The organism is Patulibacter minatonensis DSM 18081 (assembly GCF_000519325.1).
In the GTDB taxonomy this organism is placed as follows: domain Bacteria; phylum Actinomycetota; class Thermoleophilia; order Solirubrobacterales; family Solirubrobacteraceae; genus Patulibacter; species Patulibacter minatonensis.
Window position 1 is genome coordinate 1,766,443 of the sequence record NZ_KI912613.1, and the last position, 17,021, is coordinate 1,783,463.

Below are 17,021 nucleotides of genomic sequence, written 5' to 3' on the forward strand. Positions count from 1 at the left end.
GATCGCGCACACAGGCCCGGCAGGGCCGCGTCCCGCCTCAGCGCGCGGCGAGCAGCGCGAAGCTGTCGAGGTCCCGCGTCTGGTGCGCGGTGCGGTCGATCCAGTTCTGCCACATGCGGTCGCCGCGCTCGCTGCGCTTCACGGCACCGAGGCCGAAGACGCCCGTCTGGAGCGGGTGGATCGCGTGCACGCGGTAGTCGTCCCACGCCTCCTCGGCGCTGTAGTCGGACACGCCGTTCGCGACCAGGGCCTCGTGGTACAGGCGGAGCAGGTCCCGCTCGCTGGCCCGGCGGACCTCCGTCGTGAGGCTCGTCCCGAGGAAGTACGCGACGTCGATCGTGCCCTGGCCGTAGCCGACGCCCTGCCAGTCGAGCAGGGCGACGGGGATCTTCCCGTCGTCGGCGTCGAAGAGGAGGTTGTCGCCCCGCAGGTCGCTGTGCCACAGGCAGCGGGGCTCGGAGAACGCGCGCTTCCACGCGTCGAGGTGGTCGTTGAGCTTCGCGGCCTCCGCGAGATCCCCGGTCGGGATGAGGTCGCCGTAGGTCTCGGGGAAGGACGCGATCAGCTGCGGGAAGGCATCGGTCACCTGCGTGAACGAGCCGACGGTGCCCTTCAGCCAGTCGACCTTCGCGAGCTCCGCGCTGCGCCACGACCCGGCGTGCAGCGCCGCGGCCTGCTCGATCACCGCGGCGGCCTCGTCGGCGGAGCAGCCGTCGAGCTGGTCGACGATGCGGGCCGGCGACATGTCCTCCATCAGCAGGACGAAGTCGGTCTCGTTCTCGGCGAGCGCCGCGTGGACCGGCGTCGGGATCGCGATCGACAGGGTCGACGCGACCTCCTCGTAGAAGCGGATCTCGCTGCGGTAGTAGCCGGAGGCCTTGCCGAACTCGCGGCTGGTGGCGTCCTCCGACGCGAACTTCCCCACCAGCGTCTCGGGGCCCGCACCGGCCGGCTCGTAGGTCAGCGTGAAGCGGTAGGAGTCGGCGAGCTGGCCGGTGCCGCAGGGCCCGTGCTCCACGCCGACGACGGTGGCGTCCTTCAGCACGCCCGCGGCGGACAGCGTCGCGCTCAGCCAGTCGGCGTCGATCGCGCCGAGCGGGACGACGGGGTCGACGGCGGTCATCGCCCGGATCCGTCCGGGACCGGGGCGGAGCGCGGGGCGCTCTCGGGGGGCGTGCGGTGCGGGTGCGTCATGCGGGTGCTCTCTCCATGGCCTGCGTCGGAACCTCGGGACATGCTCGCCGCAGCGCCCTTCTGTGCGCAAGCTCCACAACGGGGGATGTCCGTGCGTCGCGGGGGTCCACCGGCGCCGGGTCAGCCGGTTCATCGGGGCTTCATGCGGGGGTCGCGAAGGTGTCCGCATCACCCCACCCCATCCGAAGGACGCCCCTCATGCCCACCACCTCCCGCACCTCACGCCTCGCCCTCCTCGCCCTCGCCGCGACCGCCGTCGGCGTCGCCGTCCCGACCGCCGCCTCGGCCGCGCCGGACGACATCAAGCCCACGACCGTCGCGCCCGTGACCGTCACCGAGGGCCAGGCGGTCCAGCTCCGCATCAAGCTCGCCTGCGAGCGCGGCGTCGGCATCGCGCCCTGCACCTACCGCATCGACCCGGTCGTGCTGACCGCGAAGCCGAAGCTCGACTTCACCGCGCTCACCTCGCCCGCCCGGACGAAGCTCAAGGTCAAGCGCGCCGGTCGCTCGATGATCGCGACGGTCACGATCAAGGCCGTCGACGACGCGGTCTGCGAGGGCACGGAGACCGGCCGCATCCGCGTCCAGAAGCGCACGCGCCGCCAGGGCGCGCGCCGCGACTACGGCACCGTCACGATCCGCGACAACGACTGCGACACGCCCGCGACGCCGCAACCCGCGCCACAGCCGGCCCCCGCACCGGCGCCGACGCCCGATCCCACGACGCCCGCACCGGCCCCGACCTTCCCGGCCGACTCGGGGACGCCGACCGTCACCACCACGGCGATCTCGAACGGCAGCGTCGTCGACTGCACCACGCCGCAGTGGATCGGCACCTCCGGCGCGGCCGGGGCGGACGGCTCTTTCAACCAGGGCTGCGCCGTCAAGGTGACCTGCCCGCCGGAGGCCCGGGTCTGCCGGGTGTCCGCCGAGGGGCGCCACACGCTCGAGCGGTCGATCGACGGCGAGCGCGTGTCCCTGAACTCGCGCATCACCGCGTTCAGCGCGGGGGACGTCGCCTTCTTCCACCGCGACCAGTCCTCCTCGGGCGCGGGCTTCACGCGCACCGAGGACGTGGTGATGCTCCGCGGCGGCGAGTCCGCCCGCAACGAGTGCAACGGCGTCCGGATCACGCCGACCGCGCCGAACCGCTCGAAGGTCGGCTGCACGCTGACGATCGAGAAGCAGTCCTGACGACCGTCCGACCTGCAGCACCACGAGCAGCGCCGCCGGCGGGTCGCCGGCGGCGCTGCTGCGTGTCAGGTGAGGACGGCGGCCCGGGCCCCGCGGGGCCCGGCGGTCAGTCCGCCGCGACCGGGGCGGAGCGCGCGTCCTCCGCGCCGACCGGGTCGGCGGCCGGCCGGAACGTCGGCGGCTTCGGGGTCGGTCCGACGTCCCAGCCCTCCCGCTCGGTGCCGGCGGACCGCGTCGAACGGAACCCGTCGAGCAGGCGGTGCCGGCGGGCGCCGATCTCCGCGGGCAGCTCGCCCCAGACCTCGCGCAGGATCGCCCGGCGGTCCGCCCCCGGGGCGCGGAGGGCGCGGACGAGGCCCTTGACCATCCGGCCGGGCGTGATGATCGCCTCGATCGGCCGGGCCCGGTTGAAGGTGTCCGACAGGTTCGGCGTCTCGTTGCCGGAGAACGTCCGGAGGACCTCGCGGACCAGCGGCGAGGACGGACCGGGCCGCGACTCGCGGTTGCCCCAGTGGTACGTCGAGATCGTGTCCGCGTCGCGCGCGGCCTCCCAGTCGCGCAGCGCCCCGTCGAGCTCGGCCGGGTCGTGCAGCGTGACGGCGGCGGCCTCGCCCAGCAGGCGCCCGAACTTCAGGGCGTCGCGCATGCCGTTGCCGGTGACCGGGTCCTTGAAGTGGCCCGCGTCGCCCGCCAGCGCCCAGCCGGGACCGGAGGACCGGCGGTAGTACGCCGAGAGGTCGTCGGTGCTGCGGACGCTCGACATGTTCGTCGCCCCGCCGATCCGCTCCTGCAGCACCGGGTCGAGGTCGAGCATCTCCTGCCAGCCCGCCTCCGGGTCCGCGCGGATCCCGGGGATCTTCGCGGCGTCGGTCATGTTCACCACGAGCGTGCGGCCGGCCGGGCACGCCGGGAGCACGAGCACCTGGTTGCCGTGGGCCCGGAAGATCTGGAACGCGCTCGGCGCGTCCTCGCCCTTCGGGTCGTCGACGTAGCGGAACGCGAAGCCGCGGCCGTTCTTCGACGCGCGGTACGGCGTCCAGGCGTCGACCTCCGCGGCCACGCGGGACCGGCGGCCGTCGGCGCCGATCACGAGCTTCGCCTGGATCTCGTACTCGTCGTCCCGGGTCTTCACGCGCACGCCCGCGGCGCGGCCGTCCCGCCACACGACCTCGGTCATCGCGACGCGCTCGCGGACGTCGGCGCCCGCGTCCCGCGCGGCCTCGACCAGGAGGACGTCCTGCTGGTCCCGCGGGATGCAGAGCCCGTAGTCGATCCCGGAGAACGGCTTGAACCGCTCCTGGACCTCGAGCCCGTCGTCGTCGTGCAGCGTCAGATACCGGGTCTTCGCGGGGTTCAGCGCGAGGATCTTCTGCAGCGCGCCCATGAACTGCAGCTCCTGCACCCCGTTGGGGACGAGGACGTGCGTCGACATCGTGTCCGCGGGGAACCGCGTCTTGTCGACGACGACCACCTTGTGGCCGGCGCGGGCCAGCGGCACCGCGGCGGCGGTGCCGGCGCAGCGCGCGCCGACGATGACGACGTCTGCCTGCTCGATGGTGGTGCTCATGGTGCGATTCGTCCTCGGGATCGGGGGTCGTCGGCGGGTGCCCGGCCGTACGGGGCGGGCCCGGCCCCGACGGGGCCGGTGGTCGGGGAGGTGCGGTGCGCGCCCCTACGCGAGGCCGATGGCCTTCAGCAGCGTCAGGGTGTCGTAGTGGGCGTGGACCGACGTGGCGCGGCCGTCGGCGTCGACCTCCCACGTGTCGCTGCCCGGGACGCGGAAGCTGTTGCCGCTGACGGGGGCGCCGGGAGGGAACTCGCCGGTGTGCGTGCCGGTCATGACCCACTCGGCCGACACGCGACCGTTCGCCTCGTCGACCAGCGGCTCGCCGACGAGCTCGAACGCCATGTCCGGGAAGCCCAGGCGGGCGCCCTGGAAGAAGCCGGTGGCACCCTCGTGGCCGACGAACGGCTCCGGGAGCAACGGGTCCTCCCACCGGACCTCGGGGCTGATGACGTCCAGGAAGGTGGCGAGATCGTCCTGGCTCCAGGCGGCGCAGTAGCGGGCGGGGAAGGCGGTGAGGACGTCGACGGACGTGGCGGTGGTCATGCGGGCGGCTCCGAACGTGGCGGTGTGACTCCGGGCACTCTCGCAAGCGCCGCGACCAAGCGCCTCCGTCCTTCTGGGTATCTGGTGCGCCAATCAGTCGGAGGTGGGGCGCGTCTCGACGTACCGCTTCACCGCCTCGGCGCGGTTCAGCGCCCCCGCGGCGCGCAGGACGGCCCCGACGTGGCTCTTGACGGTCGGGACGCCGACGAGGAGCCGGTCGGCGATCTCGCCGTTCGAGAGCCCGAGCGCCATCAGGTCGAGGGTCTGGCGCTGCCTCGGGGTCAGCGTGGCGAACGGGTCGGCGCCGGCGGCCGTGGCGGACGTCGCGCCCGGGACGCCGCGGTCCCCCGGCTCGGCGGTCGGCAGCTCGTCCGCCGCACCGTCCGTCGTCGTGCCCGGGGGCGCGAGCGCCTCGCGGAGCCGCGCGACCGTCCGCTCCTGGGCGCGCAGCCGGGCGCGCTCGGCGAGGCCCGCGAACGCCCGGCCGACCGCGCCTGCCAGGCGGGCCACGACCTCGATCGTCCCGTCGTCGACGTCGCCCTCGTCGAACTGCGCCTCGAGCAGCCCGACGACCGCCGCGTCCACGCGGACCGGGGCGACGACGACGACCTCGGCGTCGTCCGCGAGGTCGCCCAGCCACGGGGTCCGCACGCCGTCCCGGACCCGCGAGAGCGCCACGTGCCGGGCCCCGCAGGCCGACCGGAGGCTCCGCGGGGCGCGGTCGACGAGCTCCCGGGTGGTGGCGCACGCCCGGAGCTCGTCGAGTGCCGCCTCCACGGCCTGCTGGCGCCGCTCGGTCGTGGTCCGACGTGCCTGGCGGAGCCGCTGCTCCCGCGCCTCCGCGGCGAGCGCGACCCGCGCGGCCTCCCGCAGCGCCGGCGACCCGGCGTCGGTCATCGTGCACCGCCCGTGAACCGCCGGTACCGCGCGACGGCGGCGCCGCGGCTCGTCACGTGGAGCTTGCGCCGGATCGAGCGCACGTGCGCCTTCACCGTCTCCTCGGAGAGCGTGAGCCGTTGCGCGATCGCCCAGTTCGTGGCGCCGTCGGCGACGAGCTCGAGGACCTCGCGCTCCCGGGCGGTCAGCAGCGCGTCGCGGCGGGTGGGGACGTCGGCCACGACCTCGTCGTCGTCGCTCCGGTCCTCGCCGAGCACCGGGGCGGGGGCGGGCGCCCCGGCCCGGTCGAGCGCCTCGCGGGCGCGGTCGATCGCGCGGCCGACGTCCCCGCGCCGACGCTCGACCGACTGCCGGGCGGCCGCGCTGTCGAGGAGCCAGCCGAGCCCGTCGGCGAACGTCCCGAGCGCCACGCGGTCGTCCTCGGTGATCGGCTGATCCTGCCCCACGCGGTCGACGTGGAGGAACCCGAGCGTGCGCACGCCGGCGACGATCGGTGCCGCGGCGTACCCGGGGGACCCGGACTCGATGATGATCGTCTTGAACGTCCGCCGGTCGTTCAAGGGGTCGGTGAAGCGGATCGCGGTGCGCCGCCGGGCGATCTCGGTCTCGCCGAGCATGTTCGCGAGCGGGATCTCCATGTGCTCCGAAACGAACGCGCGGAACGTCTCGGCCTTCGGGTCGACGTCGTCGCGGGTGTGGACGACGAGCGGCACCCACCGCGTGCCGCGGACGGCGGAGGCCAGCGACCGGGTGAACCCGCACGCGTCGCACGCGGACACGACCGCGCGGGTCATGAGCTCCCACGGGGTCGAGCACGTCGCGAGGTCCCCGAGCGCGTCCTCGATGCTCGCGTCGACCCGGCGGCGGACGGCGGTGTCGTGCCGGTCGATCGCCTCGCGCTCCGCGACGAGCAGGCCGAACGCCTCGAGGTCCGCGGAGGAGACGTCCTCGGAGCGGAGCCGGGAGCGGAGCACGTCGAGCGCGGCGACGAGCTCGTCGTCCCCGGAGCCGGCGATCGTCCGGCGGTGCACGGCGGTCCGCTCCCGCAGCGCGCGGGCGCGGGCGAGCACGTCGTCGACCGGCGCCACGGCGGAGGCGGTCTCCGCCCGTGCCCCCGCGCCGTCGTCGTGGGTCGCGCCGTCCGCCATCCCCGCATGTTCTCCCACGGCGACGACGGGGGCCGGACCGCGTCCCCGCGACGAAACGGAGCGCGCGCTCCGGTGTGGTACACCTTCTGTAGTTCCAAATCTTTGGAAGTTCCCCACGGGCGTGCCGTCGCCCGCGTGGCCCGTCACCGCAGAAGCAGAGATCCGCATGTTCCCCGACTCCCACACCACCGCCGCCCCGCGCTCCGGGGCCGACCGCAGCACCTCCTCCCGCAGCACCCCGACCCCCGGCACGGGCTCGGCCCGCGTCAGCCGCACCGCCGACGTCGTCCTCGCCCGCCTGATCGCCGACGAGGCGTCCTTCGCCCGCCGCGTCCACCGGTCGCGCGAGGGCGGCGACGGTCATCGCGCCGCGCGGACCTCGTTCCTCGGAAAGGCCGACGCCGGGCCCGACGCCTTGGTCTAGACGCGACCGGCCGGGGCCGGGCTGGCGTCGCGCCGGCCCCGGGCCCGCGGCGCGTGCAGGCGGGACCGTCGGCCTGCCGATCGCTTCGGTCGGCCGGCGCCGTCGGCCGGGTCCGAGTGTGTCCGACGACCGCCTCCGACGCGCGGGCCGGCGCTACCGTCCGAGACGGAACGTCAGTCCGACGAAGGGTGGCAGCGTGTCCGGTACCGAGCCCGTCGAGATCCCCGTGCCGGCCGCGGTCGCCGACCTGCGGCTGCTGTCCCGCGTCGGCTACGACGACGCCTTCGCCGTCGACACCGCGAGCGACCACGGGCCGGAGTGGTGGATGCGCACGTTCATCGAGGGCGCTCCCCGTTGGTTCCAGCTCCCGTGGCTCGGCATGGGCAAGGCGGTCCTCGGGGTGCGGATCGGGCCGCTCGCCGGCTCGCCCGACCACGTCCTCGGCTGGAAGGTGCTGGACGCCGGCCCGACGCGTTCGCGATCGGGCTCGACTCCTCCCGCGGACTCTCCGCGCGCCTGATCGCCCTCACACCCCCGGGCCGGGCGATCATCGCGACCCAGATCGGGCTCGACTCCCGGTACGCCCGGACCGTGTGGCCGGCGGTGCGGCGGGGGCACCGGTTCTTCGCGCCCTACCTGCTGGGTCGCGCGGCGGCGCGCGCGTGACCCGGCTCCGCCGCCTGGAGAACCGGGTCTACCGCGCCGTCCGCGACCCGAGGTCCGCCGATCCGGCAGGGGAGGAGCCCCGGGCGTGGGACGTCGCGCTGCTCGACGGCGCGGGCTTCTGCCTGCTGACGAGCTTCCGCACCGACGGCCGGTCGGTCGCCACGCCGATGTGGTTCGGGGTCGCGGATGGGCGCGTCCACCTGCGGAGCGAGGCGCGCGACGCCAAGGTCCGTCGGATCCTCCGCGACCCGCGGGTGCTGCTCTGCACGTGTGGCGTGCGGGGGCGGCCCACCGGTCCCGTGATGGCCGGCCGGGCGGCCGTCCTTCGCGACGCCGGCGCGGTCCGGGCCGCGGAGGAGTCGCTCCGCGGCGGCAACGGCGCCGCGCGGCGGGTCTACGGGATGACCAGGGCCCTGATCCTCGACCCGGCCTACATCGAGGTCCGGGCGCCGGACGCCTGAACCGGCGGTCGGCCACGGGCGTCGCCGGGAGCGCGACGCCGAGCCCCCGCGTGCCCCCGGAGGGCTCCGGCGTGCGGCCGGAGCCCGGTCACCCCCGCCCGTGCGGGGCGGCCAGGTCGACCGTGGCCGGCAGGGCGGCGACGAGGCCGCCGGGGTTGATCGAGGGGTGGGTCAGGTAGTAGTGGTCGCGGATCTCGTCGAGCCTGACGGTGTCCTCGATGCCGTACCCCTGGTAGAGGTCGCGGACGTAGCCCCAGAGGTTCGGGAGGTCGGTGATCCGCTTCCGCGAGCACTTGAAGTGGATCGCGTAGACCGGGTCGAACCGCACCAGGGTGACGAACAGCCGCCAGTCGGTCTCGACGGGGGCGTCCCCGAAGAGGTACCGCGAGTCGGCGAGTCGGGCGTCCAGCTCGTCGAGCAGCGCGAACATCGTGTCGATCGTCCGGTCGTAGTCGGCCTGGTCGTGCGAGAGCCCGGCCCGGTAGACCGCGTTGTTGAGCTCCTCGTAGATCCGGGTGTTCAGCGCGTCGATCTCGGCGACGCGGTCGGCCGGGACCAGGTCGTGGGCGTCGGACGCGAGATCGCCGAACCCGGTGCTCATCATGCGGAGGATGTCGGCGGACTCGTTGTTGACGATCCGGCCGTCCTGCGTGTCCCAGAGGACGGGGACGCTGAGGCGCCCGTCGTAGCCCGGGTCGGTGGCCAGGTACGCCTGGCTGAGGAACTCCCAGCCGTGCAGCGGGTCGGGGTAGCGCTCGTTGAACGCCCAGCTGCGCTCGTCGCGCACCGGGTCCACGACCGTGAGGCCGATGACGTCCTGAAGGCCCTTCAACGTCCGACCGATCGCGGTCCGGTGCGCCCAGGGGCAGGCCCACGAGACGTACAGGTGGTACCGGCCCGCCTCGGCCGGGAAGGCGGTCGACCCGTCGCTCGAGATCCACTCGCGCAGCGTCGACCGCGGCCGCTCGAACGCGTCCCCGGTCCCGAAGGTGGTCAGCAGGGCGTCGATCTTGTGGTCGGGCATGGGGGCTCTCGTGGTGGCTGGTCGGGTGCGCGGACCGTGGCCGGCGGGCGGTGCGCCGCGCGGGTGCTGCGCGCGCAACCGTCCGCCGGCGACGTCAGGTCCGGTCGCCGCCGGCGGTCTCGCCGTGCTCGGCAGGGTCGAAGATGAGCGCCAGCGACGGGCACAGGCCGACGACCCGCTCGACGTCGGACGCGGGCGCGTGCTCCGGCTGGATCCACGGCCGCTTCCCGGTGTCGAAGACCTCCGGCAGCCCGCGGACGCACTCGCCCGCGTGGCGGCACCGCGCGGCCTCCCACACGACCGCGCCCTGGTCGCCCTCGGGCAGCGGGTAGCGCCGGACTCCCGGGGTCCCGCCGTCGGCGCTCACTCGAACGCCTTCCGGATCCGCTCGTCGAGGAACGGCACGAACTCGGTGTGCTTGTGGACGTACTTCGCGACGAACGGGCAGATCGGGACGATCAGCTGCTCGCGGTCGCGGGCGTCCTCCAGCGCCGCCCCGATCAGCGCCGAGCCGAGCCCCTTGCCCTCGAAGGCCGGGTCGATCTCGGTGTGGGTGAAGACGATGCGGTCCCCACGGACCTCCATGTACTCGGCGAAGCCGGCGACGACGCCGTCCTCGACGATCTCGTAGCGGTGGGCCTCGGCGGCGTTGCGGACTTCGGACATCGGGCTCTCGTTCTGTGGCGTCGGAACCGGGGGAGGGAGTACGGTAGGTGACGTGTCACGGACGCTACACGATGGGTGAACGCACCCCGGAGGGCCGGGGACGTCGCCCGACCGCGGCGGAGCTCGAGGTCTGGCGCGGGTTCATCGAGACCTCGATCGCGGTGAAGGCGCGGATCGACCGCGCGATCCAGGCGGACTCGGGCGTGTCCGCGGGCGACTACGCGGTCCTGCTCGCGCTCGCCGAGGCCGACGGTCGCCGGATGCGCACGACGGACCTCGCGGACGCGATCTCCTGGGAGCGCAGCCGACTCTCGCACCAGATCACCCGCATGGCCGACCGCGCGCTCGTCCGGCGCGAGCGGTCGGACGTCGACCAGCGCGGGACCGAGGTCCACCTGACACCTGAGGGCCTGGACGCGCTGCGCGAGGCCTCCGGGCCGCACCTCCGGACGGTCCGGCGGGTCTTCGTCGACGCGCTCGACGAGGACCAGCAGGCGGCCGTCGCGTCGGCGATGACCGCGCTCGCCGCGCACCTCGAGGCGCTCGACATCGAGGACGCGGGCTGACCCCGGACCGACGCCCCGCGGGCTCCGTGAAGAGCGTGACGTGTCACGCAAAACGTCGGAATCGACCGTCCCCGCTGGTCGGCCGCCGTCGGTGTCTACGGTCCAGGTATGCAGATCGGCATCGACAGCTTCGTCTCGACGGTCACGGATCCGGCCACCGGGATCACCGGCTCACCGACGGAGCGGGTCGCCCAGCTCCTCGAGGAGATCGTCCACGCCGACCGGTCGGGCGTCGACACGTTCGGCATCGGCGAGCACCACCGCCGCGACTTCCTCGACTCGGCGCCCTCGATGCTCCTGGCGGCCGCCGCGGCGCGGACGGAGCGGATCCGGCTGAACAGCGCCGTCACGGTCCTCAGCGCGTCGGACCCCGTGCGGGTGTTCCAGCAGTTCGCGACGCTCGACCTGATCAGCGGGGGGCGCGCGGAGCTCGTCGTCGGCCGCGGGTCGTTCACGGAGTCGTTCCCGCTCTTCGGGCTGGCGCTCGAGGACTACGACGAGCTCTTCGAGGAGAACCTCGACCTCCTCCTGAAGCTGCGCGAGAGCGAGACCGTCGAGTGGAGCGGCCGCCACCGCCCGCCGCTGACCGGGCAGGGCGTGTTCCCGCGACCGGTGCAGGACCCGTTCCCGGTCTGGGTCGGGGTCGGCGGGAGCCCGCAGTCGTTCGTCCGCGCCGGCGCGCTCGGCCTGCCGCTGATGGTCGCGATCATCGGCGGCGAGCCGCACCGCTTCCGGCCGCTGGTCGACCTCTACCGCGAGGCCGCCCGTCGCGCCGGTCACGCGCAGGAGGACCTGAAGGTCTCCGTCCACGTCCCCGGGATGGTGGCGGAGACGACGAAGGAGGCAGCCGACCTGTTCTACCCCGGGTTCGCCCAGATGTTCGGACGGATCGGGCGTGAGCGCGGCTTCCCGGCGCCGACGCGCCAGAGCTACGACGCCCAGCGCGGGCCGACCGGCGCGCTCTTCCTGGGCGACCCCGACACGATCGCGACGAAGATCCTCGCGATGTCCGAGGCGCTCGGCGGCATCGACCGCGTGACGCTGCAGATGACGAACGAGCGGCTCTCCCACGAGCATCTGCTCGCGTCGATCGGGCTGCTGGGCACCGAGGTGGGGCCGCTGGTCGCGGAGCGGGTGGCGACGACCGCCGGCTGACGCGGAGGGTGGTGCTCCGCGGAGCGGGCCCTCAACGTCCGTCCCGTGCGCCGTGCTCGCGGAACGGGCGCGTCGCGTCGGGGGGTTCGACGTGTTCTGCGCGGAGGGCACGATCCTCGGGCGCCTTGGCGAACTCGTCGTAGAACGTCGCGAGCCGGAACAGGCGGTTGCCGTCCTCGTAGTGCTCGTCCTCCTGCGCACGCGTGGCGCCGAAGACGAGCCGTCGTGGCGCGGCGTAGTAGAGGGCCCCGAGGCACATGGGGCACGGGTAGGCGGTCACGTAGACGTCGCAGTCCTCGAGGGTGTCGCGTCCCTCGGCGGCGAGCTCGCGGATGGCCACGATCTCGGCGTGCGCGCTCTTGTCGCCCGTCTGCACGACCTGGTTGCGCGCCTCGGCGAGGACCTCCCGGCTCTCCGCCTGCACGACCACGCAGCCGAACGGTCGCCCGCCCTCGGCGACGTTCTCCATCGCGAGCTCCCAGGCCCGTTGGACGTGACGGGTGTCGTCGCGGACGGGCCCGTTCGACGGCTGCTCGTCGCGGGTCACGCCGCGCGCGGGGGCAGGAGGACGAAGCGCGAGGTCCGGCGCTCGTAGCGCTCCCGGGCGGGCGACCCGTCGGAGTCGTCGCCGCTCGCCGTCCCGCGGACCAGGACGATGGTCATCAGCAGCGGTCCGACGGCGGTCCACCACGCACCGTCGACGGTCGCCGCGACGAGCCAGATCCCCCACCACGCGCAGCAGTCGCCGAACTTGTTGGGATGGCGGCTGTACCGCCAGAGCCCGGTGTCGAGCACGTCGTCGTCGGAGGACTTCGAGAAGCGGCGCTGCTGCTCGTCGGCCACGCCCTCGACGACGACGCCGAAGGCCCAGACCAGGAGGCCCGCGACCACGGAGGCGTCGATCGCGTCCCGGGACACCGCGACGACCTGGATCGGCAGCGACACGACGAGCACCGCGAGCGCCTGGGTCCCGAAGATGGCGACCAGGCTGAAGACGGCGAAGTGCTCGTCGTGGCGCTCGCGGATCTCCTGGTAGCGCGGGTCCTCGTCGTCGTGTCGGAGGAACCGGGCGAGCAGGAACCCACCCAGCCGGAGGCCCCAGACCGCGGTCATGCCGAGGAGCACCCAGCGAAGGGCGGAGTCCCCCGACGCCGAGAGCGCGACGGTCGCGGCGACGAGGACGAACGCCGGACCCCAGAAGGCGTCGACGATCGAGACGTCACCCGCACGCGTGCCGACCGCCCAGACCACCACGAAGAGGAGCACGACGACGCCGGCGGCCCACGCCGTCGGCCATCCGGGGGCGAGGAACGCGGCGAGCACGTCTGCTCCATGCCCGTGCGGGAGCACCGGCACACCCGGGTCGCGGATGCGCAGGGCGCGCGCCGACCGGATGCACCGCGCTCGCGCGGGTCGGTGGGTGGTGCGGGCCGGGGCGGGTAGCGACGATGCATGCAACGTCGTGCCGCATCGGAGCCCCACCCCGGCGACGAGGACGGGTCCGGGGGGCCGCTGCTCGACGCGGCGACCGCCGCGGGTGCGGCGCTCGATCTCGCGCAGCTCGCCAGCGACGCCGTCGCGCGCCGGGTGGTGGAGGTGGTCGCGGCCGGCAACGACGGGCGATCGCTGTCCGACCGTCGACGGATCCGCCGTGCGGCCCGGCGGAGCGACCGGATCGCCCGGAAGGTCTCGAAGGCCACACGGCGGTACGAGACGATCCGCCGCACGCACCTGGATCTCGCCGGCGTCCTCGCGTCGGCATCGGACAGGAGCGCCGCCGAGGACCTGGCGGACGTCGAGCGGAGCAGCGGCCGCCTCGAGCAGGAGGCCGCGATGCTGCTGCTGGCCATCGACGCGGCGTTCCCGGCCGGAGCGGACGTCACCGCCGGGGCGCCGCGCGCCCCGACGACCACGACCGTGACCCTGCGACCGCCCGCGGACGGGACCTAGCCCGAGCGTCGGCGCCGCGCGGCGAGGGCAGGGCCCCGACCGCGCGGAGGCCGCCTCAGCCGGCCTCGGGGACGTCGGCGTCCCCCGAGTCGGTGCCGTCCGTGCCCCTCAGGCGGTCCGCCGGGGAGTCCGCGACCGGCCGCGCGCGTGCGACGGCGTCCGGCGGGTACGACACCTCCATGTCGAAGAAGATCAAGAAGGGCGACGAGGTCTCGTGGAAGTTCGGTGGGAACACCACGAAGGGCAAGGTCGTCGAGCGCTTCACCGAGAAGGTGACGCGCAAGATCAAGGGCAAGAAGATCACGCGCAAGGCGTCGAAGGAGAAGCCCGCCTACCTCGTGAAGTCCACCGACGGGAAGAAGGCCCTGAAGTCGAAGAAGCAGCTGAAGAAGCGCTGACGCGCCGGCGACCCGGCCGCGCGGGACGGCACGCGCCGCAGCCGCGGCGCGCGCGTCACCGCGCGAACCACGCCTCGAGCTGGAGGCCGTCGGGGAGCGTCGGCACCGGCGGGAGCTCGCTGGTCGGGCGACCGAGGGCCACGTCGCGGGGCGACCGGGCCTCGAGCTGCGCGTTGCCGGTGGGTGCGGCGTCCTGGAGCGCGGCGATGCGGTCGGCGTCGACGGCGACCGGGGCGAGCACGTCGATCACGAGCTCGCACCGCCCGAGGGTCCCCGCGCCCGGCAGCCCGCTGCGGACCCGCGGGTCGGACAGCCCGGGAGCCGACGCTCCCCCGATCCACACCCCGACGTCGCCCCCGGCGAGGAATCCGCTCGCGCACGCCACGAGCTCCGCGGCGGAGCACGCGCCGTCGCGGATCCGCACGACGACCCGCGGGTGGGGCCAGACGAGGCCGCGGCCGCGGAGCTGAGGGTCGGTCAGCAGCGGAGCGATGAGCACCGTCTCGGCGTTCTTCACGGTCAGTTGGTCCCCCTCACGGAGCGCGAGGTCGGGACCGTCGTGCCACGCGACGGCGTCGGGTGCGTGGCGCAGGTCGGCGCCGGCCAGCCAGCAACGCCGCGCGAACTCCCAGTCCTCCCCGCCGTAGCCCACGACCTCCTCCGCGAACCCACCGGTCCGGAGCACCAGCTCGCGCGGACAGGCGAGGGTCGCGCCGATCACGAACCGGTACGACCGGAGGTCCGCGTCCGCGAGGTCCCGGCTCTCGCGGTAGCCCCGGGCGAGCCATTCGGGCTCGGGCAGGACGGGAGGCCCGCCGGCCCCGCTCCGGAACCACGGAGCGAGGGCGTCGGGGGCCGTCCCCGAGAGGTCCGCGTGCCGTCGCCGGCCGACGACGAGGTGCCGTCCGTCGCAGGAGCGCTCCATCGCGGCGAGATACCCGGGCTCCGGAACCATGTCGCCGTCGAGGAACGCGAGCATCGCGCCGTTCGTCGCACGGACCCCGAGGTTCCGCGCCGCCGCGGGCCGGACGCCCAGGTCTGCCTGACGCACCACCCGGACCGCGTACGGATGCCGGCCGACGTCGGGAGGCGTCGACGAGCCGTCGTCGGCGATCACGACCTCGAACGCCGCAGGTCCCACGGTCTGCAGCTCGAGGGCCTCGAGCAGGAGGTCGAGTCGACGCTGGTGCTCGAAGTACGGCACGACGACGGAGATCCGGACGGTCATGCCTCCACCACCGCGGCGAGGGCCCACGCGGCGAGCACGTCGTGCTGGGCCTGCGCCGCCCGGTCCGTCGACGGGCCGACCACGAGGCCTGGCGGCAGGAGCGTCGCCGCCGGGTCGTGCAGGGCGCGTCCGACCGGTGCGCGCAGATCCTCGACGACCTCCAGTGCTCCGGGCAGCCGGGCGGCGAGCTCCCGTTGGTACCCCCCGTCCACCACGATCGGGCGGCGGCCGGCCGACATCCACGATCCGATCGACCCCGACGCGGACACGTGCCGGTGCGGACACACGGGCACCCGGACGCGCGCCGCCTCGCGGAGGAGCGCGTCGTCGTCGAGGTAGCCCGTCACCCGGAGCCCGACGCCCAGGACGTCGCACCCGCGTACGAGGGCGGCCGCGTGGTCCTCGTGTCCCGGTGCGACCCCGCCGATCGCGACGATGGTGATCGGCGTCCGGAGGGCGGCCAGGGTCACGGCGAGCCGGGCGAGGCCCTTGCCCGGGTGGATCCAGCCGAGCACCCCGACGGTGGGTTCGTCGCTCGGACGGGGACGGACGCGACGCCCGTCGATCGGCAGCGGCAGGACGTGGTCGACGCCGACCTCGAGCGCCTCGAGCCCCGCTCGTTCGTGCTCGCTGGAGACCACGACGAGGTCCGCGAGGGACGCGAGCGCCGCGTAGACCGCAGATCGCCGCTGCCATCGGGCGTGGCCCTCGGCGCGTTGCGGGACGTCGTGGAGCGTGACCGCCGCCCGCCGCCCGTCGGTGATGGCGCGGAACGCGTCGATCGGGTCGGGGCCGAGCAGCCCGTCGGTGAGGTGGAGGTGGAGGACGGGCGCCGCATCGCGGGCGGGCAGCGCTTCGGCCGCCTCCGCGGCGTCGGCGACGGTCCGGGGTGCCGCGACGAGGGTGCTCGATCGGCCGCGGGTCAGCTGCAACGCGAGGCGGGAGACGCCGTGCGACTCGTCGCCCACGACGAGGTGATGGACGATCACAGGCCGAGCGCCTCGATCTCGCGGGCGTTCCGTGCGATCGCGGCATCGACTACGGGTCCGCGCCCGGCGTACCACCCGAGCTGCGCCGCGACGATCTCGTCGTCCCCGAGGCGGCGGTCGTCGAGCGCCCAGGTCTCCCGCGTCGGCCCGTCGCCGAGGCCGAGCGCGTCGAGCACCTCGGGGAGGACCGGCGCCCGCACCGACGGGAGCAGCGTGCGCCCGGGGTCGCGGGGCGGTGAGGCGATCCCGCAGGCCTCGGTGACCCGGCCCGCGAGCGGGACCAGCACGGCGTTTCCCGGGTGGTTCGGGGTGAGCGTGGCGCGGGCCCCGGCGTCCTCGACCAGATCGCTCGCGCGCAGGGTCCCGTGCGCCGTCTCGCGTCCGCGGAGGCCGTCGAGCGAGAGGCGGGCGACGGCGCGGTAGCCGTCCGGGCGCCGGTGGCCGACGGGCCGCACCGCGCCGCGGGCGACGGTGAGGATCGTGCGGAGGTCGTGGTACGGGACGACGGGTGGGTCCCCCATCCACGGGGTCCGCACGAGGACCGTCCACGGGTGCAGCCCGGTGTAGCGGACGACGGGGATGCGCACGAGCTGCGCGCGCGGGGCCCGGGCGGCGACCTGGTCCGTGCCGAGCGGCAGGCCGTGGAAGTCGTCGCGGACGGGCTGGGCGACGAGGACGTCCGCGCGCGCGAGCAGCCGGAGGAGCGGCGGGACGTCGTCCGCGGTCAGTTCGTGGACCGGCGGGACGCGCACGGCGCGGACCTCGTCGGTCGTCGCCTCGATGACGACGCGCAGCGCCTCCGCCTGGCAGATGCCGTGGACGACGAGGACGGGTCGCGCATCGTCGGCGAGCGGTTCCGGGTCGTAGAGTCCGGCGTAGTGGCGACGGCGGGCGGCATCGGCGGGCGGGGACACGGGCTCGCGAATCTACGCACACGGGTCCGCGGACTCG

General features: G+C 74.6%; 21 protein-coding genes and 1 pseudogene. 8 read left to right on the top strand and 14 right to left on the bottom strand.

Features of this window, described 5'->3' with window-relative positions:
* Positions 1-37 precede the first annotated feature (37 nt).
* The gene (locus PATMI_RS28355) at positions 38-1,123 is read right to left on the bottom strand and encodes a phosphotransferase (RefSeq protein ID WP_051471201.1); all 1,086 of its coding nucleotides are present in this window, start codon (positions 1,121-1,123) and stop codon (positions 38-40) included.
* 269 nt (positions 1,124-1,392) lie between these two features.
* On the opposite strand from PATMI_RS28355, the gene PATMI_RS0108015 reads away from it, so the two are divergent.
* Entirely contained in the window at positions 1,393-2,388 is a 996-nt protein-coding gene (locus tag PATMI_RS0108015) for a hypothetical protein (protein WP_026910518.1), read from the top strand.
* 106 nt (positions 2,389-2,494) lie between these two features.
* Here PATMI_RS0108015 and PATMI_RS28360 read toward each other — a convergent pair whose 3' ends face one another.
* The 4 genes from PATMI_RS28360 to PATMI_RS38175 form a co-directional block, all read right to left on the bottom strand.
* Positions 2,495-3,955 (bottom strand): NAD(P)/FAD-dependent oxidoreductase, encoded by a 1,461-nt coding sequence (locus PATMI_RS28360; protein WP_084269782.1) that lies wholly within the window; start codon positions 3,953-3,955, stop codon positions 2,495-2,497.
* A 105-nt stretch (positions 3,956-4,060) separates the two neighbouring features.
* Positions 4,061-4,498, bottom strand: a complete 438-nt coding sequence (locus PATMI_RS0108025) for an ester cyclase (protein ID WP_026910519.1) — start codon at positions 4,496-4,498, stop codon at positions 4,061-4,063.
* Positions 4,499-4,591: 93 nt separating this feature from the next.
* Positions 4,592-5,395, bottom strand: a complete 804-nt coding sequence (locus tag PATMI_RS0108030; protein ID WP_026910520.1) for a helix-turn-helix transcriptional regulator — start codon at positions 5,393-5,395, stop codon at positions 4,592-4,594.
* Positions 5,392-6,543 carry a response regulator transcription factor gene (locus tag PATMI_RS38175; protein WP_051471202.1) on the bottom strand — a complete coding sequence of 384 codons (1,152 nt, stop codon included), beginning with the start codon at positions 6,541-6,543 and terminating at the stop codon, positions 5,392-5,394. Before PATMI_RS38175 ends, PATMI_RS0108030 begins: the two co-directional genes overlap by 4 nt.
* A 166-nt stretch (positions 6,544-6,709) precedes the next feature.
* Between PATMI_RS38175 and PATMI_RS0108040 the strand changes: the two genes are divergently transcribed.
* From PATMI_RS0108040 to PATMI_RS34125, 3 genes are all read left to right on the top strand, one after another.
* On the top strand, positions 6,710-6,967 hold the full coding sequence (locus tag PATMI_RS0108040) for a hypothetical protein (protein WP_026910521.1): 258 nt from the start codon (positions 6,710-6,712) through the stop codon (positions 6,965-6,967).
* 196 nt (positions 6,968-7,163) lie between these two features.
* Complete coding sequence (locus PATMI_RS0108045) at positions 7,164-7,487, top strand: hypothetical protein (protein WP_157260670.1); 324 nt, start codon at positions 7,164-7,166, stop codon at positions 7,485-7,487.
* Positions 7,488-7,629: 142 nt separating this feature from the next.
* Positions 7,630-8,094 (top strand): PPOX class F420-dependent oxidoreductase, encoded by a 465-nt coding sequence (locus PATMI_RS34125; protein ID WP_051471203.1) that lies wholly within the window; start codon positions 7,630-7,632, stop codon positions 8,092-8,094.
* 88 nt (positions 8,095-8,182) lie between these two features.
* Here PATMI_RS34125 and PATMI_RS0108055 read toward each other — a convergent pair whose 3' ends face one another.
* The 3 genes and pseudogenes from PATMI_RS0108055 to PATMI_RS0108065 all read right to left on the bottom strand — a co-directional run.
* A complete protein-coding gene (locus PATMI_RS0108055) occupies positions 8,183-9,118 on the bottom strand; it encodes a glutathione S-transferase family protein (protein WP_051471204.1) in 936 nt (311 codons plus the stop codon).
* A gap of 94 nt (positions 9,119-9,212) precedes the next feature.
* Entirely contained in the window at positions 9,213-9,485 is a 273-nt protein-coding gene (locus PATMI_RS0108060; RefSeq protein WP_211241712.1) for a (4Fe-4S)-binding protein, read from the bottom strand.
* A pseudogene (locus PATMI_RS0108065) lies at positions 9,482-9,793 on the bottom strand (GNAT family N-acetyltransferase); the annotation flags it as partial. The gene PATMI_RS0108060 and the pseudogene PATMI_RS0108065, both read right to left, overlap by 4 nt.
* A 62-nt stretch (positions 9,794-9,855) precedes the next feature.
* Between PATMI_RS0108065 and PATMI_RS0108070 the strand changes: the two are divergent.
* Both PATMI_RS0108070 and PATMI_RS0108075 read left to right on the top strand, forming a co-directional pair.
* Positions 9,856-10,350 (top strand): MarR family winged helix-turn-helix transcriptional regulator, encoded by a 495-nt coding sequence (locus tag PATMI_RS0108070; protein ID WP_026910526.1) that lies wholly within the window; start codon positions 9,856-9,858, stop codon positions 10,348-10,350.
* 108 nt (positions 10,351-10,458) lie between these two features.
* On the top strand, positions 10,459-11,505 hold the full coding sequence (locus PATMI_RS0108075) for an LLM class flavin-dependent oxidoreductase (protein ID WP_026910527.1): 1,047 nt from the start codon (positions 10,459-10,461) through the stop codon (positions 11,503-11,505).
* A gap of 31 nt (positions 11,506-11,536) precedes the next feature.
* Here PATMI_RS0108075 and PATMI_RS0108080 read toward each other — a convergent pair whose 3' ends face one another.
* A complete protein-coding gene (locus PATMI_RS0108080; RefSeq protein ID WP_157260671.1) occupies positions 11,537-12,052 on the bottom strand; it encodes a nucleoside deaminase in 516 nt (171 codons plus the stop codon).
* Positions 12,049-12,828, bottom strand: coding sequence for a DUF1295 domain-containing protein (locus PATMI_RS37315; protein WP_051471205.1), 780 nt, complete (start codon positions 12,826-12,828; stop codon positions 12,049-12,051). The genes PATMI_RS0108080 and PATMI_RS37315 overlap by 4 nt, the downstream gene beginning before the upstream one ends.
* 129 nt (positions 12,829-12,957) lie before the next feature.
* Here PATMI_RS37315 and PATMI_RS37320 point away from each other — a divergent pair, with 129 nt between their 5' ends.
* Positions 12,958-13,455 (top strand): hypothetical protein, encoded by a 498-nt coding sequence (locus PATMI_RS37320; RefSeq protein ID WP_026910529.1) that lies wholly within the window; start codon positions 12,958-12,960, stop codon positions 13,453-13,455.
* Between the two features lie 55 nt (positions 13,456-13,510).
* Here the strand turns inward: PATMI_RS37320 and PATMI_RS38500 are convergent, their stop codons facing one another.
* Positions 13,511-13,636 carry a hypothetical protein gene (locus PATMI_RS38500; RefSeq protein WP_281171301.1) on the bottom strand — a complete coding sequence of 42 codons (126 nt, stop codon included), beginning with the start codon at positions 13,634-13,636 and terminating at the stop codon, positions 13,511-13,513.
* Between PATMI_RS38500 and PATMI_RS0108100 the strand changes: the two genes are divergently transcribed.
* Positions 13,635-13,853: a hypervirulence associated TUDOR domain-containing protein gene (locus tag PATMI_RS0108100; RefSeq protein ID WP_026910530.1), complete on the top strand. Its 219-nt coding sequence runs from the start codon at positions 13,635-13,637 to the stop codon at positions 13,851-13,853. The genes PATMI_RS38500 and PATMI_RS0108100 overlap by 2 nt on opposite strands.
* Positions 13,854-13,908: 55 nt before the next feature.
* Here the strand turns inward: PATMI_RS0108100 and PATMI_RS28380 are convergent, their stop codons facing one another.
* From PATMI_RS28380 to PATMI_RS28390, 3 genes are read right to left on the bottom strand one after another with little or no spacing between them, the layout of a single operon-like run.
* Positions 13,909-15,081 (bottom strand): glycosyltransferase, encoded by a 1,173-nt coding sequence (locus PATMI_RS28380; protein ID WP_051471206.1) that lies wholly within the window; start codon positions 15,079-15,081, stop codon positions 13,909-13,911.
* Entirely contained in the window at positions 15,078-16,070 is a 993-nt protein-coding gene (locus PATMI_RS28385; RefSeq protein ID WP_051471207.1) for a glycosyltransferase family protein, read from the bottom strand. The genes PATMI_RS28380 and PATMI_RS28385 overlap by 4 nt, the downstream gene beginning before the upstream one ends.
* On the bottom strand, positions 16,067-16,984 hold the full coding sequence (locus PATMI_RS28390; RefSeq protein WP_051471208.1) for a WcbI family polysaccharide biosynthesis putative acetyltransferase: 918 nt from the start codon (positions 16,982-16,984) through the stop codon (positions 16,067-16,069). The genes PATMI_RS28385 and PATMI_RS28390 overlap by 4 nt, the downstream gene beginning before the upstream one ends.
* Positions 16,985-17,021 lie beyond the last annotated feature (37 nt).

Bases quoted from the DNA above. Each gene is read 5' to 3' on its own strand.
- PATMI_RS28355 (WP_051471201.1), bottom strand. From the start codon at position 1,123: ATGACCGCCGTCGACCCCGTCGTCCCGCTCGGCGCGATCGACGCCGAC.
- PATMI_RS0108015 (WP_026910518.1), top strand. From the start codon at position 1,393: ATGCCCACCACCTCCCGCACCTCACGCCTCGCCCTCCTCGCCCTCGCC.
- PATMI_RS28360 (WP_084269782.1), bottom strand. From the start codon at position 3,955: ATGAGCACCACCATCGAGCAGGCAGACGTCGTCATCGTCGGCGCGCGC.
- PATMI_RS0108025 (WP_026910519.1), bottom strand. From the start codon at position 4,498: ATGACCACCGCCACGTCCGTCGACGTCCTCACCGCCTTCCCCGCCCGC.
- PATMI_RS0108030 (WP_026910520.1), bottom strand. From the start codon at position 5,395: ATGACCGACGCCGGGTCGCCGGCGCTGCGGGAGGCCGCGCGGGTCGCG.
- PATMI_RS38175 (WP_051471202.1), bottom strand. From the start codon at position 6,543: ATGGCGGACGGCGCGACCCACGACGACGGCGCGGGGGCACGGGCGGAG.
- PATMI_RS0108040 (WP_026910521.1), top strand. From the start codon at position 6,710: ATGTTCCCCGACTCCCACACCACCGCCGCCCCGCGCTCCGGGGCCGAC.
- PATMI_RS0108055 (WP_051471204.1), bottom strand. From the start codon at position 9,118: ATGCCCGACCACAAGATCGACGCCCTGCTGACCACCTTCGGGACCGGG.
- PATMI_RS0108070 (WP_026910526.1), top strand. From the start codon at position 9,856: ATGGGTGAACGCACCCCGGAGGGCCGGGGACGTCGCCCGACCGCGGCG.
- PATMI_RS0108075 (WP_026910527.1), top strand. From the start codon at position 10,459: ATGCAGATCGGCATCGACAGCTTCGTCTCGACGGTCACGGATCCGGCC.
- PATMI_RS37320 (WP_026910529.1), top strand. From the start codon at position 12,958: ATGCAACGTCGTGCCGCATCGGAGCCCCACCCCGGCGACGAGGACGGG.
- PATMI_RS0108100 (WP_026910530.1), top strand. From the start codon at position 13,635: ATGTCGAAGAAGATCAAGAAGGGCGACGAGGTCTCGTGGAAGTTCGGT.
- PATMI_RS38500 (WP_281171301.1), bottom strand. From the start codon at position 13,636: ATGGAGGTGTCGTACCCGCCGGACGCCGTCGCACGCGCGCGGCCGGTC.
- PATMI_RS28380 (WP_051471206.1), bottom strand. From the start codon at position 15,081: ATGACCGTCCGGATCTCCGTCGTCGTGCCGTACTTCGAGCACCAGCGT.